This is a genomic window from Streptomyces sp. NBC_00289 (assembly GCF_041435115.1).
GTDB lineage: Bacteria > Actinomycetota > Actinomycetes > Streptomycetales > Streptomycetaceae > Streptomyces.
The window spans coordinates 240,280-266,444 of sequence record NZ_CP108046.1 but is presented as its reverse complement, the minus strand read 5'-3'; the positions used below and the strand labels follow the sequence as shown (position 1 = coordinate 266,444).

Genomic DNA, 26,165 nt, shown 5'->3' with positions numbered 1-26,165 from the left:
ACTACATGTTACTACACCCCGTGTCTCACGCGGGCGTTCCGCCGGGACTGGACCAGGGTGTCCAGGACGTTGCCGTCCTGGTCCACCGCCCGCCACAGGTACCGCCACTCGCCGTTGATCTTCACGTAGACCTCGTCCAGATACCACTCATCGCAGGCCTTCGGCCTGCGGCGGCGCAGGCCGGCCGCGTACTGGGGCCCGAACTTGGTGCACCACTGCCGGACGGTTTCGTGGGAGACGATCACGCCGCGGGCGGGCATGAGCTCCTCGGCCTCGCGGAAGCTGAGCGGGAAGCGGTGGTACAGCCACACGCAGCGGGACATGACCTCCGCGGGTACCGGTACTTCTTGTACGACGGTGTCGCTCCGCCTCCACGACAGCCCCTCCCAGATGTTCAGAACCCCAGATCCGGAGCACCGCGCTCGCCACAAACCCTTTCACTGCTGGGTGTCATCTGTTTTCACCGGTGTGGTGCCCATATATAGAATGGCGTCCCTTCTCGTGTGTGGCCGATCATTCGGTGGGGTCGTTGGTGGTGTGGGATGGTGCGGTGGCGCTTTCGGGGAGCTTTGGGTAGAGCTTGGCCATGCTTCCCTCCGGCAGGTAGCGGCGGGGGCAGGCGATCCACTCGTCGTGCAGTTCGAAGAGAACGGCGGTGACCAGGCGCTCGAGCGCCCCGGGATTGGGGAAGAGATCTCCCGGTTCAACCGTTCCAGGGGGTTGGTCGACTTACCCGCGGACTTCCCGCCCTGGCGGACGGTCTGGGGCTTCATGGCCCGCTGGGCCGTCGCCGGAGTCATCGGACAGATCCGCGACCAGCTCGCCGGCCGGATCCGCCGCGAGATGGGAAAAGGCCCCAGAGCGGTGGCCACCGTGATCGACTCCCAGAGCGTCAAGGCTGCCGAGACCGTCGGCAAGGACTCCCGCGGCTACTGATGCGGGCAAGAAAATCAATGGCCGCAAGCGGCATCTCGTGGTCGATACCAGAGGTCTTCCGCTACTGGTCATGGTCACCCCGGCCTCCCTCAGCGACCGCGACGCGGCCAAGGAAGTGCTCTTCCGGCTCCGCCTGATGCCCGAGATCACCATCGTCTGGGCCGACTCCGCCTATGCCGGAAAGCTCGTCGGCTGGGCGAAACAGCACCTGAGCTTGTTCTTTTTCTTCCGGCCCCGAACGGTGTCTCGAACTAAGTCGCTCACCTGAGGGTTCGTCGGACGTGGGGGCGGCCTTCGTCTGATCATGTGCTCCGACCAAGGTGCACGTGACCACGACGAAGGCCGTGAGGATGAGTCTGCTGCCTGATGCTGTCCGCAGGGAAGCGTTCGCGGAAGCGTCACGCTTCCGGGGCGAGTTCTACGAGTGTCTGACCGCTCGGCGCGACGAACTGTTCGAGTTGGTGGACGCGGTGCTGTGTGCCGATGGTGCGGTGAAGTCCGCGGTGGACTTGACCCTTCTGCCCGAGCATCGGCGCGGGCACGGAGCGATGTACGGAGGCTTGAACCGCGGCCGGATCGACGTCGACCGGCTTCGGACGCTGCTGGCAGGGCTGCCCTTGCCGCGTTTCGACGGCGGGCGCCTGGTCTTGGCGGTCGATGTGTCGCCGTGGCTCCGCTCGGACGCGCCGTGCTCAGCCGACCGGCTGTTCTGTCACGTCTATGGCCGCGCGAAGACGGCATCGCAGTTCATTCCGGGCTGGCCCTATTCCTTCGTGGCCGTCCTGGAGCCGGGTGCCACGTCCTGGACCGCGATCCTGGACGCGGTCCGGCTCGGCCCGGCGGACGACGCGACCGCGGTCACGGCCTCCCAGCTGCGGGGTGTCATCGAACGGCTCATCGCCGCAGGCCAGTGGCAGGTCGGGGGCCCGGATATCGTGATCGTCATGGACGCCGGCTACGACGTCACCCGCCTGGCCTGGGTCCTGCGCGACCTGCCCGTCGAGCTGGTCGGCCGGGTCCGTTCCGACCGCGTCATGCGCCTGCCGAAGCCGCCTCGCGTCCACGACCCGAAGGGCGGGCGGCCACCCAAGCACGGCCCGGAATTCCGCTTCACCAGGCCGGAAACCTGGCCCGAGCCCGCGATCACCACGGTCACTGACACCACCAACTACGGCAAGGCCGAAACCCAGGCCTGGGACCGGGTCCACCCACGGCTCACCCACCGCTCCTCATGGCTCGACCACGACGGTGAACTTCCCCTGGTCGAGGGGACGTTGATCCGGTTGAAAGTCGAGCATCTGTCCAAGGACCGCGATGCCCCGCCGGTATGGTTATGGTCCTCCAAGACGGGCGCCACCCCGGAAGACGTGGACCGCTTCTGGCAGGCATTCCTCCGCCGCTTCGACCTGGAGCACACCTTCCGATTCGCGAAGCAGACCCTCGGCTGGACCACTCCGAAACTGCGTACTCCCGAGGCGGCGGACCGCTGGACCTGGATCCTGATCGTCGCTCACACCCAGCTCCGGCTCGCCCGGCCCCTCGCCGAAGACCTCCGCCGGCCGTGGGAGAAACCCGCCACCTCCGACCGGCTCACCCCGGCCCGGGTCCGCCGGGGGTTCAGGAACATTCGCGCCTACCTCGCCTGCCCGACCCGTGTTCCCAAACCCCGAGGCACCGGCCCCGGACGACCACCCGGCGCCAAGAACAGACACCGGGCACCCCGCTACGACGTCGGCAAGACCGTCAAACGCCCCGAGAGCCTCAAAGCCATCGGCAAGCCGGGAAGGTCTTGGTAGATAAAGAACAAGCTGAGCCTCACGATCAAGACCGTCAGCCGCCCCAAGGACACCTCCGGCTTCGTCGTCCTGCCCCGCCGCTGGGTCGTCGAACGCACCCTGGCCTGGCTGATGCACGCCCGCCGGCATGCACGCGACTACGAACGCCTCGTCCAGCACTCGGAGACCTTGATCACCTGGGCGGCCATCACGCTGATGACCCGCCGCATCACCCGCAAGCCAGCCCGTCGACCCGAATCGCCGACGCCCCGGCGGTATCAGCTCCCGCAAGCAGCCTGGATGCACGATGAGTGCTGCGTGCTCTGTTCCTCACGGCGCCCACTCGCAACGATGGGACGGCCAGCTACAGACAGGTCTAGGCGCTACCCCCGATAAAAGCCATAACGCCAGCCAGTCCGATTGCTCCAAGGACGGTTCCGACGGTGGCGATCCACAAGCGGCCGACGCCGCGGCTAGCGCAGTAGATACCCGCCGTGCCGAACGTGACAGAGAGAGCGCCAGCAAGGATGACCATGGGAGCGCGACGAAGACGAGCGTCGGCCACGCGCCTATCGCGGAGATAGTCCCGAGAACAAGCGCGGTGGGCCCCAGGGCGACGGCGGGTGTGTCGTTTCGGTCGGGCGTGGCCGGCTCAGGCATGCATATCCACAAGGGAGTTGACATCTCGCACACAACATCAACGACACCCGTCACCTGCCGTCACCAAAACAGAGTTTGATTCATGACACTCCCCTGCGATGCCCGAAACGCGAAGAAAGGCCGATCGGTCAGGCAGTGGTTACTCAGGATGCAGGTGTTGTCTGCCCGGATACTCATGGCGCGGGTGTGATGTGCGACGGCTGTGAGCGTAGTCGGAAGCGTGGTTTCTTCGGTGGCCGAGAGGTTGCCGGTTGCGCAGATCTCCCGATGTGGCGTGGTCGCTGCTGGTGTTGGCAGCGTTTGAAACTGCTGGAGTGGGATGTGTATGGCGTCGAGTTCGGAAGCGGCTGGCACTGGTCCGGGAGCGGGTTGTGCGTCGAGGCGGAGGGTGGTGGTTGAGGGGTTGGCTGTCGCCGCGGCGGTGACGGTGCTGGCCGGATGTGGCAGGCAGGAGAAAGAGGGGGCGGTGCGGGAGGCGGCGGCTGCGGCGGCTGCGGAGTTGGCCCGTGCGGATGAGGTTCCGCGCGGTGGGGGTTTGGTGGTGCCGTCGGCCAATGTGGTTCTGACCCGTGGTGAGGGTGGTGAGCTACGCGCTTATTCCGCGATTTGTACTCACGCGGGCTGCGTCGTCGCGGAGGTAAGCGATGGGAAGATCCTTTGCCCGTGCCACGGCAGCCGATTCGATGCCGTGACGGGGCGGCCGGTTCACGGCCCGGCGACTAAGGCCCTGCCCGTGGTGAAGGTCACCGAACGGGACGGAGTGATCGTCAAGGGCTGAGCCGCTGCAGCAAGCGTTCGGTAGGGACAGGACGACGGAGGCGGCTGCCCGACGTCCCATGAATCGATCCGCCTGCACGTTCTCGCAAGCATGGTTCGGCAAAGTGCCCCTGGCAGTCCTACTCCCGCGGCAGGCTGACCCTTCAGCGGTCCAAGACCAACCGGGAGGGTTATTCACAAGCCCACGGGGAGGCTTCCACCTCTTGGTCAACAGTAACGACCCCGCTCGGTAACCTGACGAGTTCTCATACAAGACAGGTGTTGCCGGGGCGGGGCAGGGAGCTGCCGAACAATAACTCCTCGATCTTGGTGAGGATCACGGGGGTGTGAGGTCGTGCCCGGCGATCTCGGCGAGCTGTTGGGCCGTGGTCATGGTGAGGGCGCCGGTCGAGACGGTGTGCCCGAGCGCGGCGAGAACGGGGGTGGTCTCCCGGAGGGTCGCGCCGATCCTGCTCTTGGGCAGGCCGGTTGCCTCGGCGAGCGGTGCCTGGTCCATGGACCAGCGCTTCTTGAGGAGGAAGACGATCAGCTGGTCGGCGACGGAGAGCCGTCTGCCGCCGGCGCCGGGGCCGCCGGCGGGGCGCTTTCCGGGCAGAAAGATCGGCGGGTGCTCGGTGCACCAGCTTGGTAGCGGGCGGTGAGCTCGTCGAAGGCGGCGGGCTCGAGTCCGGTGAGGCTGGGGTGCCGCAGCCAGGCAGGCAGCTTGTCACCGGCCGGGAAACGCCCGAACTCGGCACCGGGCGGGGGTGGTTCAGGGGCGAGGGGTTCGGGGCGCAGGGTGTAGTTCCACGTGCCGTGCCAGTCGTGCGGCGTGAGGGGCAGGCGGTCCATGACACTGTCAGGGACGGTGCCCCCGGTGGGGTAAGTGCCAGGGTCGAAGTCGGCGTGGACGACAGTCCGTTGCGTGTGGTGGTCGCTCCGATGGTGCTGACGACGACTTCGTGGCTGGTCAGGGGCCTGCCGCGCCAGTTGATGCTGATCTGCGAGAACAGCCGGTGCTCTATTTTGTTCCACTTCGAAGTTCCCGGCAGAAAGTGACAGACCGTCACATCAACGCCCGTCTCATAGGCGAAGTCCGCGAGTTCCTTCTTCCAGGCGCGCACACGGTAGCCGTTGGAGCCTCCGGCGTCGGCGGTGACCAACAGGCGGGAAGCGTGCGGGTAGCGGCGTCGCCCCTCACCGTTCCACCAGCGGCGCAAGGTGGCCACGGCGAAGGCGGAGGTGTCCCCGTCGCAGCCCACCGACACCCAGCCGGCGTCCGCGCCGATGTCGTAGATTCCGTAGGGCACCGCCTTCTGGGCGCCCTTCTCGGGAAAATCATGCGCGCGGACCTGCACCGGCTGCCCGGCGCGGTGCCATTCGCGTCCGATGACCGCGTAGCTGCCCAGCGTCTCCTTCTTCTTGGCGTCCACGCTGATGACCGGCTGCCCGTCGGCGAGGTATGCCGTGACCTGATCGTTGATGTAACGGAACTGGGCGTCCTGTCCGGGTGCCGGGCTCCCCCGGTGGTCCTCGAGGTGCCCTGCAGGGAGAACCCCTCCGCCTTCAGCAGTGAGGCCCACCGTGTCCGAGCCGACCCGGCGCCCCTGCCGAGTCAGCTCGGCCGCCAGATTCCGGGTGGACTTCACCGTCCACAGCAGCGGAGATTCCGGGTCGCCCCGCTGGTCCGGCTCGACCAGCGCCAGCAACGCGGGCACCAGCCCCGGATCCACCTCCCGCAAGGACCTCCGCCCCGCGCCCGGCGCCCGGACCCGACCCGCAGACTCCTCCTTGTCCTCCAGCTCCCGCTTCCCGCGCGACACCGTGGACTCAGCCACCCCGGCCGCCTGGGCCACCCTGCGAATCCCTCCATGGCCCAGAACACGGGCCGCCGCCGCACCCAGCGTCAGACGCTGCTGCCGCTCATCGAGATGTGGCAGCAACAGCCCGAACACATCCACCAGTTCTGCCTTCGTCCCCTCCGACACCACCGCATCCAGCCCATGAATACCGAGGAGTTATTGTTCGGCAGCTCCCTGCCCTGCGCGCCCTCGTGGAAGACAACCTCGCCGCGGCGAGTCCCGAACTACTGCGCGCGATGATCAAGACGTTCGCCGACGCGCTCATGTCCGCCGAGGCGGTTACTCTCTGCAACGCCGAATACGGGCGGGTCAACGACGAAAGCGTCAACCATTGAGCTTGTTCAGTTCGGCTACTGATCGGGTGAGGTGTGGTGAGGGCGGAACGGGCAGAGCCCCAGGGCTGTTGAGCGAGGTGTCTACGCTCAACTCTTCAGCCTTGGGGCTCTGTTGGTTCCTTATCGTGCCGTACTCGATGTTCCGCATGCCCTGGTGGAGTGGGTCACGATGCTCATCGTCACCCGTGAAGGTGACCGCAGGTGCAAGCTGCCAGCGTCCGAGCGCGCCCTGGTCACACTGGTATACCTGCGGAAGAACGACACCCTGTGTCAGCTCGCGGCCGGCTTCGGTATCAGCCTGGGCACCGCACACGCCCACGTGCACGCCGTGATCGGCCACCTCGCAGAGCTCGCGCCCGGTCTGACCGCGGCCCTGAGATCGCCCCGACGCCCGCTACCTGCTGCTGGAGGGGACACTCGCCGAGTGCGACCGGACCGGCGACGGCCGGGCGGACTACTGGGGAAAGCACCGCCGGCACGGCGTGAACCTGCAGGTGGTGACCGCTCCGGACGGCACGCTGGTGTGGATCTCGCCCGCGCTGCCCGGCCGGACCCACGATCTGACCGCGGCCCGACGGCACCGGATCATCGCTACGTGTATCCGCCTGGGCATCCCGATCCTGGCCGACCGCGGCTACCAGGGCGCCGGTGACATCGTCGTCGTGCCCCACAGACGACGACCGGGCAAAGACCTCACCGTCAAACAGAGAAGCGTCAACCGGGCGCACTCGCGTCTGCGGTGGCCCGTCGAGAGATCCATCGCATCGGTCAAGACCTGGCGGATCCTCCGCAAAGCCCACTGCAACCCGAGCCGGATGACGTCAATCGCCAGAGCCATTCTCACCCTGGAGACTCACCGCTGAACAAGCTCATTGCAACAGATATCGCCCGCGCGATTGGGACACCCGCGCCGGCACCGTCAAGTTGGCCATCCTCAAGCTGCGCCAGGGCAGTTACTTCCCGCACTGGCTCCTTGAACGGCGCCGCCGGGCCGAACAGGCCTCATCTCGGTGGTCGCCACCGCCTACCTGCTCGGCGTCAGTACGCGCCGGGTCGAGAAGCTCGCCGAGTCCCTGGTCGTCACACAACTGTCGAGTCCCAGAGGAGCGCGATGGCCAAGCACCTGGACGAGCAGTCGCCGCATTCCGCAACCGGCCCCTGGACCAAGGCCCTTACGCATTCGTCTGGGCCGATGCCCTGACCCAGAAGGTCCGTGAGGGCGTTGTCATGTTGTTTAGGGTATGGGCTGTATGACGCCGCGTCAGGGCCTGGTTGGGCCGGGTGGCGGCCTTGGGTCAGACCCTGGCGGGCTGGCCGGCGGCGCCGGTGATCTGATCTCAGATGGCGAAGCGGATGGTCATCTCGAGACGGTGTTGGGGGCGGTCATCAGGTGGCGGCCGGGTCGGAAGTGGGGTGAGATGCCGCTGAACGCGGACAGGAACCGCTGGGCCGTGCCGACGCCGCGGAAGCCTTTCATCGCGCGTTCGCGCTGCCGGGTAGGCTGGTGGGAATTCTCGGCCCGGTTGTTCACCCTCCTGTGGGAGCGGTGCTCGACCGAGGACAACGTGACAACGCCTCGGCGGGTTCCTCGCCCGCCGACGGCACTCCCGCCTCGGTCAGATCAGCCCGATCCCCTATGAACAGCGATCAACTACGCTAGCCACCACCGCATGACAACCGGTGTCCACGATCACGGGGAAGGCCCCCCGTCCGCACCACATCGGCCGACCCGCACCTGGCCTGAATATCCGTGGTCACCGCGAAGCCGCACCGCCTACGCTCCATCCCATGCGCAGCGTGTTCGTGTTTCCCGCAGGTGAGCGAGCCGAGACTGTCGCATCACTCGATCAGCACCTGCCCCAGCAGCGCGATCCGTGGACTCTGGACGGAAGCCTCTACATCGACATCAACGATGAGGAAACCGGGCACCTCTTCTCCGACTGGGAACCCAATGATGTCGCAGTCCTCGAAGCGGCCGTCGGACATCACCCCGGCTGGGCAGTGCAGATCGACATCTCAGGGCGGATCGATGGCACTGCAGAGCTTCACCAACTGGTCGCGCTGCTCCTTGAGCACGGGGGTGTTGCGGTTGACGACTACTCCGCCAACCCCTGGACTCTGCGAGAAATCGAGTCCGGGACCGTGATCGACGGCCTACGCTTCTTCCACTTCCGCACCTACCACGAACTCCACGGCAGGCTCGATCGTCACTCCGGCAAGTTCAGAGAAGGGACCGGGGTGAAGTGGTTGCGGCGGAAGTAACCGATCATCCCTTCGACGCCGCTTTTGGACAGCGCCGTCAAATGCTCCAGATCCGCATGGTGTGGAGCAACTTGTGACGGTCACGCACTCGTTCCATCCATGGCATGGGCGGTCGTACGAGTTCGTCGTGCGGCCCGAGACACTGAGCTTGTTCAGCGGTGAGTCTCCAGGGTGAGAATGGCTCTGGCGATTGACGTCATCCGGCTCGGGTTGCAGTGGGCTTTGCGGAGGATCCGCCAGGTCTTGACCGATGCGATGGATCTCTCGACGGGCCACCGCAGACGCGAGTGCGCCCGGTTGACGCTTCTCTGTTTGACGGTGAGGTCTTTGCCCGGTCGTCGTCTGTGGGGCACGAGGACGATGTCACCGGCGCCCTGGTAGCCGGGGTCGGCCAGGATCGGGATGCCCAGGCGGATACACGTAGCGATGATCCGGTGCCGTCGGGCCGCGGTCAGATCGTGGGTCCGGCCGGGCAGCGCGGGCGAGATCCACACCAGCGTGCCGTCCGGAGCGGTCACCACCTGCAGGTTCACGCCGTGCCGGCGGTGCTTTCCCCAGTAGTCCGCCCGGCCGTCGCCGGTCCGGTCGCACTCGGCGAGTGTCCCCTCCAGCAGCAGGTAGCGGGCGTCGGGGCGATCTCAGGGCCGCGGTCAGACCGGGCGCGAGCTCTGCGAGGTGGCCGATCACGGCGTGCACGTGGGCGTGTGCGGTGCCCAGGCTGATACCGAAGCCGGCCGCGAGCTGACACAGGGTGTCATTCTTCCGCAGGTATACCAGTGCGACCAGGGCGCGCTCGGACGCTGGCAGCTTGCACCTGCGGTCACCTTCACGGGTGACAATGAGCATCGTGACCCACTCCACCAGGGCATGCGGAACATCGAGTACGGCACGATAAGGAACCAACAGAGCCCCAAGGCTGAAGAGTTGAGCGTAGACACCTCGCTCAACAGCCCTGGGGCTCTGCCCGTTCCGCCCTCACCACACCTCACTCGATCAGTAGCCGAACTGAACAAGCTCGTGGGGCGAGGACCGCGTGTACTTCCGCGACGAGGCGGGAGAAGTCCTGTCCGCGCCGACGGCGTGGACCGATGCGGGCGGCGAGGACCCCTTCGTCGTTCTCGCCGCCGGCCGCAGCAGCCCGTTCCGCACCGAGGATCTGCTCGCCCTGGCCGATTTGATCGACCACCTCGACGGCCGCGGTGAGAATGTCAAGAAGATGACGCCGTGAACGCCTTGGGATTCACGCCGCAGTGGTGGGCGCGCGTCCCGCGCACGGTGCTCGAGACAGTGCACGCCATGCCGACTGGCCTGCACGGATACGTGATCCGGTGCCTCTGCGCGCTCTTGTCCGTGAGGGGCCGCGACGCAATTCTTGAGGCAGCACGTGAGCGAGGGAGGCGGCATGGCCGGCAACGCGACGAACAACCCGAAAGAGGCCGCACTGCGGGCGACGCGGACGCTTAACCCGCGGCCGGCGAAACGGGTCTGGGTGGAACACTTCCAACGCCGAACACAAGCAGTGGCGCACCTCTCAGCGCTACATCGGACGCCGCGAGCACTTCGACGAGACCTTCGCCGCCATCGCCGGCCTAAGGGCTCGTAGCGAAACAAGTTATGAATCAGTCGCGCGGCGCGTACGTTTCCTGCTATGCCGATCGATATGGAGTCCCTGGCCCGGCGCTACGAGGCGATCCGGGATCACCTGACCGAGCGGCAGCGACGGTTGTGGCTCGGCAACGAGGCTCGTGAGCTGGGTGGCGGCGGTGCACGGATCGTCTGTGAGGCGACCGGGGTGTCCCAGGACACGATCCGACGGGGCCGCGGGGAACTGGACGATCCGCAGCCGCTGGCGGTCGGGCGGTCCCGGGGGCCGGGAGGCGGCCGCAGACGGGCCGAGGTCCTGGACCCGCAACTGGCCGTGGACCTGGATGCCCTGGTCGAGCCGGAGACTCGTGGTGATCCGATGAACCCGCTGCGCTGGACCACGAAATCGCTGTCGCACCTGGTTGCCGAGCTGGTCAATCGGGGACACCGGTGCACCGAGAACGTCGTGGCCCGACTGCTGCACGAGGCCGGCTACTCCTTGCAGGGCAACGCCAAAACCGTCGAGGGCAAGCAGCACCCCGACCGCGACGCCCAGTTCCGCTACCTCAACGATCAGGTCAGGGCGGCCCTCGCTGCCGGACAGCCCGTCGTGTCCGTGGACTGCAAGAAAAAGGAACTGATCGGGAACTTCAAGAACGTCGGCAAGGAATGGCGACCGCCTGGGGACCCGGTGAAGGTCAACGTCCACGACTTCCCCGGACCGGCCGGCAAAGCCATCCCCTACGGCGTCTACGACATCGGCGCCAACGCCGGCTGGGTCAGCGTCGGCATGGATCACGACACCGCCGCGTTCGCCGTGAACACCCTGCGGACCTGGTGGAACAACGTCGGCCGGGCCGCATATCCGCAGGCCACGACACTGACGATCACCGCGGACAGCGGCGGATCCAACGGCAGCCGACTACGGGCCTGGAAGACCGGGCTGGCTGCCCTCGCCGCCGAGACCGGCCTGTCGATCACCGTGCTGCACCTGCCGCCGGGTACTTCGAAGTGGAATCGCATAGAGCACCGGCTGTTCTCCGCAATCACCATGAACTGGCGCGGGACACCACTGACCAGCCACGAGGCCGCCGTTTCCCTGATCGGTGCGACGACGACCGAGACCGGCCTGACCGTGTCCGCGGCCCTGGACACCGGTGTCTACCCCACAGGCATCAAGATCAGCGACAAGGCCATGAAGGCCCTCCCGCTGACCCGTCACGAAACCCACGGCCAGTGGAACTACACCATCAGCCCACCCGCCGACACTCCCGAACCCGCAGACGTTAAATCACACTGAGCCCTAATCTCCGACCGAGCCGCCGAACGATGATCAACCTCCAGCCAACCCACCAGGCCAGCACGACCCAACCTCAATCGCGCACCCCTCCGCTACCTCCGCAGCGAATTGCGCAGCAGTGTCGGAGCCGGGTCGGGTCCGGCGGGCTTGGTGCTGGTCATGAGGGGGTGGTTCTCCTGTCGTGCCCTCGGAACGTCTCACCCAACGGCTGACAGAGAGAGGGGGGCAGTCTCGTATTCGGCAGGCTGAGGTAGCCGAGGCTGCTGTGCAGGCGGTGCAAGTAGGGTTGGAGCAAAGCCTACTCACCCATGTTCCCCTTCCAATCCCCTAGATTGCTGCTGCACGGCCACCAGCGCCTGCAAAACGACTCAGGCGGTAGGCCACATGAACCAGAAGATCGAGGGCACCGCAGCCTGGGTCCTCGCTGGCCTCGGTGCAGTAACTGGACTGCTGGTGTGGGCACCGCGGGCCGCGTTCAGCATTGATGGCGGCTTCGAGGGCCATGCCCGCGATCTGAGCGTACTCTTCCTAGACCTGCCGCTCATTCTGCTCGGTGGCACGGTGGTTCCGCTCTTCACATGGACGCTGGCCACGCGGTCGACGGGTCGCCCCTGCATCGCGGTGCTCACGACCCTGGCGACACTCGCTCTCGGGCTGTGGGGGCTCACCGAGTGGTACACGCCTCGCCAGCACCCTGACCCCGGTTATACCGGCCCCGGGCTTTGATCCCGGCAGCATGAGGACTCGAACTCGTAGGCTGCCAAGCCAGTTGACTCTGAGCGGCGGCGCATGCAGGCGGTTGATTTTTTCGAGCATGGGATGCGTCAGAGCAAGGTCGCGAAGGTGCTCGGGGTAACGCCGCAAGCAGTCAGCCTGTGGCGTCGGGCCTGTGAGGCGGGTGGCCGGGAGGCTCTGCTATCCAAGGGGTGGGCGGCAACTCGTACCTGAGCGCGGAGCAGGAACTGGAGGATCTGCTGCGGGCGGGGCCGGCGGCGTACGACTGGGAGGACCAGCGGTGGACGCTGGCCCGGGTCGGGTGCTGATCGGGGAGCGTTCTCGGTGCGGTACGAGATCTCCGGGGTCTGGCGGTTGCTGGACCGGATGGGCTGGTCGTGGCAGGTGTCGAAATTGGGGGCCGTGGAGCGGAACGAGGAGGCGATTGCCGCATGGCGCACGGAAACGTGGCCAGCGGCTTCCCATCCGCGCGCAGGTCACCGCCGACGGCGGATGGGTCTGTCAGGCGTCGGGCGGCTACACGAAGAAGGACTTGGCCCTACTGCACCGCCGCCTGGGCGGCCGGTACCACGCTGCCACCTCATGACCGCCCCGGAACACCGTCTCGAGATGATCACCCGGTTCGCCGTCTGGGAACAGATCACCCCCGTTGCCAGCCTGCCCGCTGTGGCCTGACCAATAGCCCACGGGCGAACCGACCACACGCCCTAACATACCGTCAGGCGTCAACACACCCGACGACGTCACAACACCTCACCGAGCGCACCAGTGTCACCGTTTGGTCGCAATCCGATCTTCCTGCAACCGACGTCCCCCCGCCCCGCTCTAGTTGATGGAGGCCACAAACTATGCAAGGGGAGGCTCATCATGGCAGATATACGCAGGCGGGGAGCCGTCGTACTGGGGATCACCGGACTGGTGGCACCGCTCACTCTCGCGCTCGGCGCCGCTCCGGCGCAGGCCGCGAGCTGTACCACGGCGGCGGGGCCGTACCAGAAGAAGGTGGAGAAGTTCCTCGGCCGTCCGGTCGACGGAAGGCAGTCCTCCGCCGACTGCAAGGCCATCCAGTCGTTCCAGAACAAGCACGGCATCACACCGAACATCGGCTACGCGGGTCCCGTCACCTGGGGCGTGATGGACCTGATGAACAAGCAGAAGGCCGTCGGGAACAACCCGAACAGGGACGGCAGGTGCCCGGTCAACAAGGGCCGGATCGCCTGCGTGAACCTGACGCTCCAGCTCAGCTGGATCCAGGACGGCAGCCGGCTCGTCTACGGCCCGGTGCCGGTCCGCACCGGTCGCGACGGCTACGAGACCCGCACAGGCCTGAAGAAGATCTACTGGCGCGACATCGACCACGTCTCGAGCATCTACGACGTGCCCATGCCCTACAGCCAGTTCTTCGACGGCGGCCAGGCCTTCCACTCGGTCGGCCTCAGCATGTGGAACCCGCCGGGCTCGCACGGCTGCGTCAACATGACCACGACCACCGCCAAGAAGTACTGGTCGCTTCTGAAGAAGGGCGACGACGTCTTCGTGTACGGCCGCAAGCTGGGCACCTGAGACGGCTGAGGCGCAGTTGATAGTGTCCAGATACGTCGATTTTATAAATATGCGCAAAATTACTTCCGTGGAACAACTGACTCCGGCTCAAGTTGAGCAGCTTGCATTATGCGGCGTTGCCTACGACGGGGAAAACCTACCCGCCAAGGAGCGCGTGTCATCTTCGGAAGTAGCAGACGACGAGGGCGTCCTCAATACATGCGAGCTTTGGATGTAGCGATTGATGATTCCGTTGTCTACGAAGCCTGGTTCTACCAGGCAGACAGCGGTTCCATATTCAAAGAAAACACTACTGAAATGGTGCGGAGGTGATTCAGTGTGGACTTGAGTGCGACGACGAAGAGGTGGAATTGGAAAAATTGGCGCGGCTATGGTCAAGTCGGGGCTACTGCCTTCTGGAGATTCCGAGTATGAGCGTTTCAATCAGTCCTTAAACGAAACATCGCAGCACTAGCCTCGATCTTTCGTGAGGGTCCGCCGACGGAGTCGGTGGACCCTTTTGCTTTCCGGAGCTGATGCCGGGCAGGCTGGTGGCCCGGCTGTCGCGTCGGGTGGGCGCCGGGTTCCACTGCCCGGGGCGGGTGATGCTGTCGCAGGGACGGTGGGTTGCTGGTCAGCCGGGGTCGGGCAGGAGCGCGAGTCGTTCGAGGGCGGCGGTGATCTCGTCGGTCCAGGGCCAGTGCCGGGCGAGGCGGAGAATCCTGCGCCGACCGGTTGTGATGAGCTGGCCGGCCGCGGAGAACAGGCGAAAGCGCAAGCGACGCGGTTCCCAGAGCCTCGCCCGGTCGGTCAGCGCGAGCATGGGCATCCATGCCAGCAGGTCGAGCGCGATCTGGACGATCTCCATCCAGACCCGGTTCTGGGCGGTGCCGTGCAGGGGCAGGTTGCGCAGGCCGGTGGCCCGGGCGGCCCGGATCCGGTCCTCAGCCCGTGCCCGGAGCCGGTGACGCAGCTCGAGCTCGGCGATCGGCCGGCCGGTGGTGTTGGTCGCGAAGCATGTGATCCGCATGCCGTCCGCGTCCGTGATCCTCAACTGGGCGCCAGGATGAGGCCGTTCCTTGCGGACGATGAGCCGCATGCCCTTGGGCCAGCCGTCCAGGAGCTTACCGGTGAGCTCGGCGACCCAGGCCCCGTCCCGCGCCTCACCGTCGGTCTCGATGGCCGGGGTCCAGGCCGAGGCGGGGACCTTCAGCACGTGTTCGTGGATGGCTTCGCTGACCGTCATGCCGACCGAGTAGGACAGCCATCGGCCCCGCTTCGCGAGCCAGGACACGAAGTCGTGGGTGCCGCCGGCGGAGTCCGTGCGGATCAGCGTCTGCCGTCCTCGTCGGTATCGCTTGGGCAGTTGGGCCAGGGCGAGTTGGGCGGTGGTGATGTGGTCGGCAGCGGTGTTGGAGCCCGCGTTTCCCGGTCTGAGGAGGGTGGCGACCGGCTCTCCGGTTCCGCCCGGTCCGTGGTCGACGAAGGCCGTCAGCGGGTGATGGCCGTAGGTCTTCTTCCACGTTGGCGCCGCGTCCTGCTTGTCGGAGTGGGCGATCACGAGGACGCCGTCGAGGTCGACGGTGACCTGACCGTCGGCGTCCGGGGCGTTCTCGCCGGCCAACGACCAGGCACGATGGCGGACTTCGGAGCGTGCGGACCGGATGGCCTGCAGGGCTTTCTCGCCGGACGCGGCGAGGGTGTCGATCAGGCGGGAGACGGTCGGATCGGAGGCGACCGGGCCGAAGATGGCCCGCTCACACCGCAGCATCGCGACGTCCGCGAGGCAGTCCCCGCCCAGTGCGACCGCCAGGGCAACGTCCAGGAGGATCTTGCCGGGATCGTGGACGGCCCGCGGTTTGCGCCACGGAGCCAGAGCTGCGGATATCGCCTGGTCAAGGCCCGTCTTGCGGACCGTCTCCAGCAGCAGGACCGCACCGGCCTGCGAGACCACCTGCCGACCGTCTCCCCGGACACGGACATGTGGGTACGACGAGATAGGCTCTCTCACCTGGAAAGTGCTCTTTTCCTTGCAGCCAACAGGACCCTCAGCAAGTCCTATCGTTGCAGGTCAAGGGCACTTTCCGTGTTTCTGATCAACGCTTGGACAGCCCACCTCGTGAAAGCGCGAGGCTAGAGATCTCAGGTGGACACGGCCGCCGGGGGCCTTCCTGTGCGCCGCCAGGCCAGGTGACGTCGACCAGTGAGCTTGTTCAGTTCGGCTACTGATCGGGTGAGGTGTGGTGAGGGCGGAACGGGCAGAGCCCCAGGGCTGTTGAGCGAGGTGTCTACGCTCAACTCTTCAGCCTTGGGGCTCTGTTGGTTCCTTATCGTGCCGTACTCGATGTTCCGCATGCCCTGGTGGAGTGGGTCACGATGCTCATCGTCACCCGTGAAGGTGACCGCAGGTGCAAGCTGCCAGCGTCCGAGCGCGCCCTGGTCACACTGGTATACCTGCGGAAGAACGACACCCTGCGTCAGCTCGCGGCCGGCTTCGGTATCAGCCTGGGCACCGCACACGCCCACGTGCACGCCGTGATCGGCCACCTCGCAGAGCTCGCGCCCGGTCTGACCGCGGCCCTGAGATCGCCCCGACGCCCGCTACCTGCTGCTCGAGGGGACACTCGCCGAGTGCGACCGGACCGGCGACGGCCGGGCGGACTACTGGGGAAAGCACCGCCGGCACGGCGTGAACCTGCAGGTGGTGACCGCTCCCGACGGCACGCTGGTGTGGATCTCGCCCGCGCTGCCCGGCCGGACCCACGATCTGACCGCGGCCCGACGGCACCGGATCATCGCTACGTGTATCCGCCTGGGCATCCCGATCCTGGCCGACCCCGGCTACCAGGGCGCCGGTGACATCGTCGTCGTGCCCCACAGACGACGACCGGGCAAAGACCTCACCGTCAAACAGAGAAGCGTCAACCGGGCGCACTCGCGTCTGCGGTGGCCTGTCGAGAGATCCATCGCATCGGTCAAGACCTGGCGGATCCTCCGCAAAGCCCACTGCAACCCGAGCCGGATGACGTCAATCGCCAGAGCCATTCTCACCCTGGAGACTCACCGCTGAACAAGCTCAGTGTCTCGGGCCGGACATGGAACAGGGCGGCGATAGCGATCTGGGGTAGGCCGTGCCGGTAATAAAGGACGGCGGCCAGGAGACGTGTTGCCGTCGCCCTTGGCGCGTGGCCGGTGGCCGCGTCGTTTGTCCACGTGCGTCTCACGCTGGGCCTCGTGAAGGGCGGTCAGCGTGGGGAGAGGTCGGGGCTCGGCTGGTCGAAGGGGTCCGGGGCGTATGCCTTGGGGCGGTGAAGTCGGCCCGAAGCACGGTCTCCTCTTTCAATCGAGCCGTTTCTTCGGGCCGCTTCCCGCACCCGGCGTGCCACTCTCATGGCACCGGGCGCTCCACAAGTCCCGTTTTGCTGTTGATGATCGTCCTCATGCCGTGGTCGGCCAGGGGGAAGGGATGGCCGCGCCCCGGTAGCGGTAGCGTGTTGTGCGCACCTTTCCGGGGTCGAACAGCGTCCGTTCCTCTCCAACTGGCCGCCAACCACCCCCGCAGTAGCGGCGGCGGAGGTCCCATCAGGCGACGCTCTTCCCGCCCCAGCTTGCTGCTTCCGGGTGCTCCCGGTCCCTGGGCGACGTACTCGTCCAGGACCGACAGGGCCACGTTGCTGAGCAACGGCGACAAGATCGAACCCTGGGGTTCCGGCGCTGGTTTCTCGCAGTCCGCGATCCTCGCCGAGGATGCCCGCTTTGAGGAATGCCTTCACCAGGAGGGTTATTCACAAGCCCACGGGGAGGCTTCCACCCCTTGGTCAACCGCAACGACCCCGCTCGGTAACCTGACGAGTTCTCGCACAAGACAGGTGTTGCCGGGGCGGGGTCGTTGAGCTGGCAGGTTACAACCGGGTTGGGTGCGGAGCAATTGAGCTTGTTCAGCGGTGAGTCTCCAGGGTGAGGATGGCTTTGGTGATTGACGTGATTGCGGTGGGGTGGCAGCGCGCTTTGCGGAGGATGCGCCAGGTCTTGATCTCCGCGATGGTCCGTTCGACAGGCCAAGGAAGTCGGGAGTGGGCCCGGTTGACGCATTTCTGTTTGAGTGTGAGGTCTTTCCCGGGTTTGCGTCGGTGCGGGACGGCGACGATGTCGCCGGCGCCCTGGTAGCTCCGGTCTGCGATGACAGGGATGCCGAGACGGATACAGGTGGCGATGATCCGGTGTCGGCGGGCCGCGGTGAGATCGTGAGTACGACCCGGCAGAGCAGGCGAAATCCAGACGAGTGTTCCATCTGGTGCTATCCACGACCTGTAGGTTCACGCCGTGTCGGCGGTGTTTGCCCGAGTAGTCCGCGCGGCCGTCGCCGGTTCGGTCGCATTCGGCGAGTGTCCCGTCCAGAAGAACGTACCGGGTGTCGGCCGATCTCAGGGCCGCTGTCAATCCCGGTGCAAGATCGGCCAGAAGTGCCACGACCGCGTGGACATGGGCGTGGGCGGTGCCAAACCGATGCCGAAACCGGCCGCGAGCTGTCGCAGGGTGTCGTTCTTCCGCAGGTACACCAGTGCGACCAGGGCCCGCCGCGACGGGGACAGCTTGCATCTTCGGTCACCCTCCCGGGTGACGATCAGTATCGTCAGCCACTCCACGAGGGCATGCGGGACATCGAGTACGGCACGATAAGGAACCAACAGAGCCCCAAGGCTGAAGAGTTGAGCGTAGACACCTCGCTCAACAGCCCTGGGGCTCTGCCCGTTCCGCCCTCACCACACGTCACCCGATCAGTGGCCGAACTGAACAAGCTCACTGACCCAGCCGGTGTTCGCAGCCAGGTCATAGATGCCATAGGGCACGGCCTTCCCGAGTACTTTGTCCGGGAAGTCATGGGTGCTGACCTGCACGTGGTCGCCTGCGAGCCGCCACTCGCGGCCGCCGTTCCCGTACGACCCCACGATTTCCTTCTTCTTCGTATCGACGCCGATCACCGGGTCCCCGGCGTCGAATCAGACTCACTCTACGAGCGCATGGGGTAGGTCGAGTGCGGCAGGATAGATGACCAACGAGGCGTCCGGGCAGCTGGTTGAGACGTCAGACATCTCGATCAACGGCTCGGGGGCCTCGCTCGTTGCGCTCGCGGAACCTCACCTGATCGGTAGCCAACTCGAAGAAGCTGAGTGGGCCGGCCAAGTTACGTCCGGGGAGACGTCGGTACAGATGCGATGAGAAAGGGCCGTACGGGCGAGGTTCGTCCCACACGCTCAACCCGTACGGCCCTCTTTATGTCAAGACTCCGACCCCGCGACCGATATCGTGCATCACGTCGTGGGCGATAGCCCTGTTACCGGACTGAGTGGCTGGGTAACCGCGGAGCCTTGCGGCAAGATCCTTAATTTCCACAGCCAACTATTTGGTACGAAATATCCAGAAACCTCTATATCCGCGAGCCCTCCTCTCTATATCGACAGCAACTCGTTGCGGGTTTCGCCATTCAATAATTCCACCCACGTTCCTGACGGTGAATGTGTGGTTTAGAGTTTTAGGTATGGAGTGATTGTGTCCAACTACTATGGCGCGGGAACCGTCTCCCATGCTGCGAATTCTCCGCTCAAGCTGACTGTTATTGCTGGCCGTCAGTACGCCTTCTTTAATGCCTAGAGACCTTTGATAATCTTCAATATCCCAGACGTACCCTGCATCCTTCTCTTCGTAAGCTGGAACTGCGAGGGCGGGGTGGTTATTCGCCGTGGCATCGTCCGCAATCGAGGCTCCTATGCAGTTATAGGTGCCACACCAAGGGTTGACTCCATCTGTCGTCGGATCAAGAACCGGTTCCAAAAATGAACCGCCTAGTTTCTGACCTTCGTCCAAGATGTCAACGATATCGCCCACAGCTTGCCATGCCGAATAGTCGAGATTCCCTATGCCGGTGTGGGTCAAAACTTCCGCAGTGCCATACGCGAGACTGGCTGCTGCGGCGGTTATGGCGGCGGTGTCGATGACGGCGCCGACGTTGGTGTTGTAGGTTTCGCGGTTGATTCCGGCGAGTTCGTCGTAGGGGTCGGTGAGGCTGTAGGAGATGCCTTCGTTTCGGAGGCGGTCCCAGGTGTAGACGTAGTCGTCGTAGGTGGCTTTGATGTCGTCGAGGATTTGTTGGGTGTTGTTGATGATGGGGGTGAAGGAGCCGCCGTCGGAGCCGGCGTTGCCGAAGGTTCCGTAGGGGTTGCCGAAGCCGAAGTTTCCGCCGCCGAGGCCGGACATGCCGCCGGGGCCGCCGGGGGTTTCGTAGCCGGACTGGTATTGGCCGGTGCCGATGGCGCCGGCGGTCATGATGCCGGCGGTGACGTTGTTGCTGGGGCAGAGGCCGAGGGGGCAGGTGGGGTCGTTGCCGGTGGGGTCGGTGTGGTTGAGGGGGCTGGCGTTTGCATAGTTGTAGGGGTGGTTGCTCAGGACGGTGTCGGGGGTGAGGAACTGGTTTTGGTCGGGGTCGTAGGCGCGGGCGTTCATGTTGATGAGGCCGAGGTTGTCGTCGTGTTCCTGGCCGGTGTAGCCGTGGGTGTGGCTGCCGGTGGTGGTGGTGCGGGTGCCGGCGGCGGTGGTGCGGGCGCCGTAGGGGTCGTAGAAGAAGGTCTGGCCTATCTGGCCGGTGTCGTTGACGGTGGTGGAGACGGATCCGAGCTGGTCGGTGAGGGTGTAGTCGATTTTTGTGCCGGTGGCGTCGTGGACGGCCTGGCCGATGGCACCTTCGGGGCCGGTGAGGTAGAAGACGTAGGAGTGTTTGCCGGCGGTGTCGGTGCGGTCCTCGAAGAGGCCGGGGAGGGTGAAGGACGTGCCGTCGGGGCCGGTTTTCTTGATGCGGGTGCCGAAGGCGTCGTAGGCGAAGGTGGTGGTTTTTCCGTCTTTGGTGACGGTGCGGGGCAGGTCGAAGGGGGTGTAGGTGGTGGCCCTGAGGGTGGTGGTGGTTTTCTTGGTGGCTTCCTGGCGGCCGAGGGTGTCGTAGGTGTAGGTCTCGTCGACGGCGGGTTCGCCGCCGGTGGTGGTGCGGCTGGTCAGGGCGTGGGGCAGGGTGCCGTCGTTGCGGCCGTAGGTGCGGGTGTCGGTCAGGCCCTTGTTGTTGGTGACGGTCTCGAGGTTGCCGATGGTGTTGTAGCCGTAGCTGGTGGTGAGTTGGGGGTCGGGGCCGTTGGTGAGGTTCCAGCCGGTGAGCTGGTCGAAGTCGTTGTAGGTGAAGGTTTCGCTGCGGTTGGCGGTGGTGTCGGTCTGGGTGCGGGTGTGGACCATGCCGTCGTCGTAGTAGGTGTATCCGCGGTTTTGCAGGACTGCCTTGTCGGAGGCCCGTTCGGCGGTGGACTTCTCCAGCCGGCCGGTCTGCGGGTTGTAGGTGTTGCTGAGGCTGATGGTTGCGCCGGCGCCCAGGGTGGCGGCGGTCAGGGCCATGTCCGCGTTGCGGGCGGTGGCGTGCCACAGCTGCTTGGGGGCCTGCGGGTCGGTGGTGTCCTTGATGTCACTGATGTGACCGTAGGTGTTGTAGGTGGGGGACACGCTCAGGCGGTTGCGGCCGGGAACGGCCGGGTAGGTCATCGTGTCGGGACGGCCCTGGGCGTCGTAGTGCTGGTCGGTCTTGTAGGTGGTGTTGGTGGCCGCATCGGTGTAGTCGGTGCCGATGGGGCGGCCCATGTCGTCGTAGCGGTAGGCGGTGGTGATGTTGTCGCCGCTGGTGGCACGGTCCAGCTGGCCCACACCGTTTTGGGCGGTGTCCCACACGTAGGTGTCGGTGCGTTTGGTGCCGCCGACGTCAGCGACGGTCGAGGTGGGGCGGCCCAGGGCGTCGTAGTGGTAGCCGGTCTGCTGGCCGGGACGGGTGGTCGTGTTGACCTGTCCGTTGCCGTAGTAGCTGGTGGTGGATGTTCCCCGGTCGGGGTCGGTCAGCTTGGTGGGCCTGCCCAGGATGTCGAAGTCGGTGGTGGTCTTGTTGCCCTTGTCGTCCGTGACAACGCTCTGCAGCCGCTTGTAGGCGTAGGTGGTGGTGACGTCTGCGGTGGTGCCGCCCGGCTTGCGGAGCTTGCCGACGGTGGTGCGTATCCGGCCGTCGACGTCGGTGGTGGTCACGGTCTTCGCGCCGCGGGGATCCTCGGTCTGGGTGGTGAAGAACGAGGGGTAGGTCACGCTCGAGTTGGTCTCGTCCGGGTACTCGGTCTCGGTCGGCCGGTCCAGGCTGTCGTAAAAGACGGACGTCGCCTCGGACGGGTCCGGGGTGCCGGCGGAGGGCCGGGTGGTGTAGGCGACGCGGCCCAGGTTGTCGTAGCCGGTGGCGGTGGTGACCGTTTCCCCGGCGAAACCGGTGGTGGTGGTCAGGTGGGTGTTGCCCGCCGGCGCCGTGACCGTCTTCGTCACGTTCTGGCCGGTGGTGGCCGTCACCTGCATGCCCAGCACGTTCCCGCCCGCAGTGACCTTGTAGGGGGCGTAGGCGAGGGTGGTCGGCTGAGTACCGTCGGCCTCGCTGCGCACCGGGCGGCCCAGGTCATCGACGGATGTCGTGGAGCCGGTGCCGTTGACGTCCTCGGTCGCAACCGTGACGCCGAGCGCGGGGTGGACCGCCTGCCAGGTGGTGGGCCGGTAGGCGGCCACCGCATACTCCTGCCAGGTCTGCGAGGGGTAGATCCGCTCATCCGGCTGCGTCGAGCCGAACATTTTGCCGTTGTCGTATTCGAGGTGGGTGACCTGGTCCGGCCGGCCTGGCGCACTCGCCGTCATCTTGACCGGCACACCCAGGCCGTCGAACTCGGTGCGCGCACTGCTGCGCAGCTCGTCCGTATTGCCCGGCTCGGTGTGCACTGCGGTGGGCAGACCACGCTCGTCGTGCTCGAAACCGGTGACGGTGGTCACCGGGCTGCTGGTGCCGGCCTCGGTCTGCTGTGCGGTCTGTTTCTCGGGCAGGCCGACCAGCCAGTCGAGCTGCCGCTGCGGCGAGAGGTCGAAATCGGTGTGTGTGCTGCCGCTGACCCCACCGGTCGTGGCACTGGTGGTGTCGGTGAGATTGCCGTAGGAGTCATACGTGCTCGAGGCCTTGACCTGCTTGTCGGGGCCGCTCTGCGGCTGGTGCTCCACCCACTCGACGTGCTGTGCATTCTCAGAGCCGGCCAGTGACTCGCCCCAGTTGATCGCGACGCTCTGATCCCACACGTCGGTGCCGGTGTTCTTCGGGAACACCGCGAACGTCTTGCCGCCGTTGCCGGGCCGGTACTCGTCACTGCTGCCGGTCACCGAAATCCGGGCATTCGCCGCGGCCGGCTTGTCCGCCACCTCGTTCTGGCTGAGGATCGGCGTCACCGTGGTCACCGTCTTGGGGCGCCCCGCGAACGGATACCGCTTCCCCCCGTCGAACGTGGTCCGCAGATCGTAGGTGGTGACCGTCTGCGACGGCCGGGTGGGCTTCCAGCTGGTTACTTCACCAAAACCGAGGAAACCCTGCCGGACATGCGCGACCGGATCCCGGTAGGAGAAGTACTCACTCGAACCCAGCGACGTCATCAGCCCGTGCTCACGGGTGAGCAGCTCCCGCACCACCGTCATCCCCCGCCGCATACACTGCAACGGTGCCTGGCAGGTGTCCTCACCCATCAGATCCGGGTGGTCATTCCACTCCTGCGAGTAAGTGACTACATTCCGGGAATATGGTGCATCCTCGTCGCGCACATCACTGATCCGCGTTCCGCCGGACTGAGGCGCGTTCTGGATCATGACTTTCAGTGCGGTCTTCTCGGCACGCAGCAGATCGAGAAGGCCGTCGCCGTTGAAGTCACCCAGCTTCGCCATCCGGTCGATCGGACCGGCCGTGACCTCATCGACCGAGAACGTGCCGTCCCCCTTCGACAGCATGATGGCCACATATTTCTGCACCGGACCGTCGATTTCCGACCGGAAACCGACGACGTCGTCCCGGCCGTCACCGTTCACGTCGGCGACCTGAACATTTTCTTCCGTGGCGGGAAGGCTCCCCAGAGGAATCTGCACGGCCTTGCCGTCCCAGAAGAGACCGGCACCGGTGTTCCACAGCATGACACTGTCCGCACCTTGCACTTTGGACATCATCAGAGTGTCCTGCAGGCCGTCGCCGTTATAGTCCCCGGGCCGGATAATCCAATTGGCCAGTGCATTGAACCTGTAGCCGAGATAGAGACCACCCTCGGCGTCGTCCGGTGAGGAAACCTTCCGCGAAGACACTCCCTGCGGCGCAAGGGGTGAAAACTTCCAGCCGCCCGTCCCCACGGCGTCATCCGCGCCCTTGCCCGGCACAGCCTGAAGAGCGCCCGAGCCGTCACTGCCGGCACGCACCGCAACGGTGTGCTGCCCCGTCGAACACGCGAACTTGCCGTTGTAGTCGGGGGTGGTCAGCGGCTTGTCCAGGATCAGGTCCGCTCGTCCGTCACCATCAGTGTCGGACACACGCGCCCCCGGGCACTTGCCGGGGATGTCGGAGTTGACCGAGGGACCGAAGGTGCCACCGCCCTTGTTCATCCGCACCGACAAGGTCCGCCGGTTGCCCTCATCCGGACTCGCGCTGGGAACATCCGCCGAGATCCGGTCCATCAAACCGTCGCCGTCAAGGTCCGCAAAATCGGAGAAATAGCCGTCGGCGTCGAAGACCAGACTGGTGCTGTCGAACCGGTGCGCCCCCTTGTTCCAGCGCAGCATCCGCTCATGCGTCCCGGTCAGATCCACTGTCTTGACCATGAACTCCGGTGTGCCATCACCCTCGATGTCCACCGGCCGGCCCTCCCGCAGGTCCAGCCCCGGCGCGTTACCGACCGGCAGGACGTCCGGGAACCCTCCCACCCCGCTGACCTGCCGCCGGTCCGCAAGCGGCGAGACAACTCCCGCCGCATTGCGCGAACCCAGCCGCGCCTCGACCTGCCGTCCGGTGGCACTGCTGTTCTGGGTCAGGAGGTCGTCGCTGCCGTCACCGTCCACGTCCAGCACCTGCGCAGACGGACGCAGGCCGTCGGGGCTCGGCTCGGAAGCAGGATTCCAGTTCCCCAAAGATGAGGTGGTGAACGACGGCAGATCCTCCGCCCCCGTCCACCTGAATTCTCTGTACGGCAGGCAGCCGCCCTTCGCCCCGCACTCCTGGACCTTCCACAACAGACTGCGCGTCTTGTCATGGTCCGCGGTGCCCGCACCCCGGTAGGTGAAATTGTAGGTGCGCACCGCGGTGGTGGCCGTCGGGTTGGGCGCCTTCATCGTGACGGACTTGACGCGTTCGTCGTTGACGTACCGCACCCCGTTCACCCACGCGGACGTCGCATCATGACGGGACTCGTAGGCGAACTCGACACTCCGGGCCGCATCCCGGCCCGGCCCGAACGTGTAATCAATCTTCTTCAGCGGATACTTGTTGCCGAACTGAGCAGACGTCGTCGGGTCATAGGTGTACCGCATCTCATTGCCCGAACGGTCCTTCACACTCTTCAGCAGCCAGATCACCCGCGGCATCGAATGCACCGTCGAATGCTGCTTCACATACGGCGCGGACATGATGTCCGGTATCCGCTTGGTGAAAACCGTCCCGTCCGGGGTGTGATACACCTCCGTCCTGAGCTCTTCCCACTCCTTCGCCAGATTGACGGAATCGGTGGTACGCAGCGCCGCCTGCGCCTCATACGTGCTGATCCGGCCATCCTTGCCGTAGACCAGGAACTTGTCCGGGCCCATATCCGGATTATTGGCGTTCACCGAAACAATCTTGGCGAAACCGTCGCTCTCGGTCCGGTACTCGGTGCCGTCAGCCCCGTACTCGCCGGACTGCCCCGGCCCGGACGCACCCACACCGACCAGCTTCGCCCCGTCCAGGCAGTACCGGTCCTTCTTGTCGTAGGAAATACCCGACCGGGCGCCCTCACTGTCCGGAGCCGTGGCGCACCGGGTGATCGACGAGCCCATCCCCGACAACGACCAGCCCAGCCCGAAAGCCCCATCACCCCCGCTGCTGGAATAGTTCAACGACAGCTGCGGCTGCACCCCGGCCCGGCCCTCGGGCACAGTCAGCGGCATCCCATAGGTAAACGCCCCGTTCGGCCCCACACTCCCCGAACCCGGCAGATAACCCGCCTTCGCCGCCGCCGCGGGATCACCCGACGGAACCGGCAGAGGATGCTTCGGTACCGGCGGGCCATCGGCCGCAACCGCACCCGGCGCAAACACCACCGGTCCAATCGACCCCACCAGAGCAGCAGCAACTCCCGCCGCCACCGACGATCTCAACAACCGTCTCTTCAATTTCCACATGACACGACTTTCAGAAGAAGAGGAAAACAAGAAAGGGCGCAGCACCTGGCGACCGGCCTGCCCAGTCACTTCGCGCACCGCGCCGAAAGCAGGACCCTCGAAGAGCCCCTCACACCCCGACCTCCCACCTCGATTTCCC

The 26,165-nt window shown here is 65.7% G+C and carries 10 protein-coding genes and 15 pseudogenes; 15 read left to right on the top strand and 10 right to left on the bottom strand.

The window, feature by feature from the left end:
* Positions 1-35 precede the first annotated feature (35 nt).
* Together OG985_RS01385 and OG985_RS01380 are read right to left on the bottom strand one after the other, a co-directional pair.
* Positions 36-364: pseudogene (locus OG985_RS01385) on the bottom strand (IS6 family transposase); the annotation flags it as partial.
* Positions 365-513: 149 nt separating this feature from the next.
* Positions 514-728: pseudogene (locus tag OG985_RS01380) on the bottom strand (transposase); the annotation flags it as partial.
* A 1-nt stretch (position 729) separates the two neighbouring features.
* Here OG985_RS01380 and OG985_RS01375 point away from each other — a divergent pair.
* The 4 genes and pseudogenes from OG985_RS01375 to OG985_RS01360 all read left to right on the top strand — a co-directional run.
* A pseudogene (locus OG985_RS01375) lies at positions 730-1,192 on the top strand (transposase); the annotation flags it as partial.
* 94 nt (positions 1,193-1,286) lie between these two features.
* Positions 1,287-2,732, top strand: coding sequence for an NF041680 family putative transposase (locus tag OG985_RS01370; protein ID WP_371674215.1), 1,446 nt, complete (start codon positions 1,287-1,289; stop codon positions 2,730-2,732).
* A gap of 3 nt (positions 2,733-2,735) precedes the next feature.
* A pseudogene (locus OG985_RS01365) lies at positions 2,736-2,955 on the top strand (transposase); the annotation flags it as partial.
* Positions 2,956-3,774: 819 nt separating this feature from the next.
* Positions 3,775-4,149 carry a Rieske (2Fe-2S) protein gene (locus tag OG985_RS01360; protein ID WP_371666523.1) on the top strand — a complete coding sequence of 125 codons (375 nt, stop codon included), beginning with the start codon at positions 3,775-3,777 and terminating at the stop codon, positions 4,147-4,149.
* Positions 4,150-4,464: 315 nt separating this feature from the next.
* Here OG985_RS01360 and OG985_RS01355 read toward each other — a convergent pair whose 3' ends face one another.
* On the bottom strand, positions 4,465-4,644 hold the full coding sequence (locus OG985_RS01355; protein WP_371666522.1) for a hypothetical protein: 180 nt from the start codon (positions 4,642-4,644) through the stop codon (positions 4,465-4,467).
* 29 nt (positions 4,645-4,673) lie between these two features.
* Positions 4,674-6,082: pseudogene (locus OG985_RS01350) on the bottom strand (ISAzo13 family transposase).
* 98 nt (positions 6,083-6,180) lie between these two features.
* Between OG985_RS01350 and OG985_RS01345 the strand changes: the two are divergent.
* From OG985_RS01345 to OG985_RS01335, 3 genes and pseudogenes are all read left to right on the top strand, one after another.
* Entirely contained in the window at positions 6,181-6,324 is a 144-nt protein-coding gene (locus OG985_RS01345) for a hypothetical protein (RefSeq protein WP_371666521.1), read from the top strand.
* Between the two features lie 112 nt (positions 6,325-6,436).
* Positions 6,437-7,187: pseudogene (locus OG985_RS01340) on the top strand (transposase family protein).
* 61 nt (positions 7,188-7,248) lie between these two features.
* The gene (locus OG985_RS01335; RefSeq protein WP_371666520.1) at positions 7,249-7,578 is read left to right on the top strand and encodes a transposase; all 330 of its coding nucleotides are present in this window, start codon (positions 7,249-7,251) and stop codon (positions 7,576-7,578) included.
* 83 nt (positions 7,579-7,661) lie between these two features.
* Here OG985_RS01335 and OG985_RS01330 read toward each other — a convergent pair.
* Positions 7,662-7,888: pseudogene (locus OG985_RS01330) on the bottom strand (DDE-type integrase/transposase/recombinase); the annotation flags it as partial.
* 224 nt (positions 7,889-8,112) lie between these two features.
* Here OG985_RS01330 and OG985_RS01325 point away from each other — a divergent pair.
* Complete coding sequence (locus tag OG985_RS01325; protein WP_371666519.1) at positions 8,113-8,586, top strand: hypothetical protein; 474 nt, start codon at positions 8,113-8,115, stop codon at positions 8,584-8,586.
* A 152-nt stretch (positions 8,587-8,738) separates the two neighbouring features.
* Here the strand turns inward: OG985_RS01325 and OG985_RS01320 are convergent.
* Positions 8,739-9,489 (bottom strand): annotated as a pseudogene (locus OG985_RS01320) (transposase family protein).
* 124 nt (positions 9,490-9,613) lie between these two features.
* Between OG985_RS01320 and OG985_RS01315 the strand changes: the two are divergent.
* The 6 genes and pseudogenes from OG985_RS01315 to OG985_RS01290 all read left to right on the top strand — a co-directional run.
* Positions 9,614-9,814 (top strand): annotated as a pseudogene (locus OG985_RS01315) (DUF5372 family protein); the annotation flags it as partial.
* Positions 9,815-10,234: 420 nt separating this feature from the next.
* Positions 10,235-11,428: pseudogene (locus tag OG985_RS01310) on the top strand (ISAzo13 family transposase); the annotation flags it as partial.
* A gap of 426 nt (positions 11,429-11,854) precedes the next feature.
* Entirely contained in the window at positions 11,855-12,196 is a 342-nt protein-coding gene (locus OG985_RS01305) for a hypothetical protein (RefSeq protein ID WP_371666518.1), read from the top strand.
* A 60-nt stretch (positions 12,197-12,256) separates the two neighbouring features.
* Positions 12,257-12,418: pseudogene (locus OG985_RS01300) on the top strand (helix-turn-helix domain-containing protein); the annotation flags it as partial.
* Positions 12,419-12,529: 111 nt separating this feature from the next.
* Positions 12,530-12,637: pseudogene (locus OG985_RS01295) on the top strand (winged helix-turn-helix domain-containing protein); the annotation flags it as partial.
* A 435-nt stretch (positions 12,638-13,072) separates the two neighbouring features.
* Positions 13,073-13,768, top strand: a complete 696-nt coding sequence (locus tag OG985_RS01290; protein ID WP_371666517.1) for a L,D-transpeptidase family protein — start codon at positions 13,073-13,075, stop codon at positions 13,766-13,768.
* A 613-nt stretch (positions 13,769-14,381) separates the two neighbouring features.
* On the opposite strand, the gene OG985_RS01285 is transcribed toward OG985_RS01290, so the two are convergent.
* On the bottom strand, positions 14,382-15,758 hold the full coding sequence (locus tag OG985_RS01285) for an IS1380 family transposase (RefSeq protein ID WP_371666516.1): 1,377 nt from the start codon (positions 15,756-15,758) through the stop codon (positions 14,382-14,384).
* 308 nt (positions 15,759-16,066) lie between these two features.
* Between OG985_RS01285 and OG985_RS01280 the strand changes: the two are divergent.
* Positions 16,067-16,817 (top strand): annotated as a pseudogene (locus OG985_RS01280) (transposase family protein).
* Positions 16,818-17,685: 868 nt separating this feature from the next.
* On the opposite strand, the pseudogene OG985_RS01275 reads toward OG985_RS01280, so the two are convergent.
* From OG985_RS01275 to OG985_RS01265, 3 genes and pseudogenes are all read right to left on the bottom strand, one after another.
* A pseudogene (locus OG985_RS01275) lies at positions 17,686-18,435 on the bottom strand (transposase family protein).
* A 114-nt stretch (positions 18,436-18,549) separates the two neighbouring features.
* Positions 18,550-18,738 (bottom strand): annotated as a pseudogene (locus OG985_RS01270) (ISAzo13 family transposase); the annotation flags it as partial.
* A gap of 409 nt (positions 18,739-19,147) precedes the next feature.
* On the bottom strand, positions 19,148-26,104 hold the full coding sequence (locus tag OG985_RS01265) for an FG-GAP-like repeat-containing protein (protein ID WP_371666515.1): 6,957 nt from the start codon (positions 26,102-26,104) through the stop codon (positions 19,148-19,150).
* Positions 26,105-26,165: the final 61 nt, after the last annotated feature.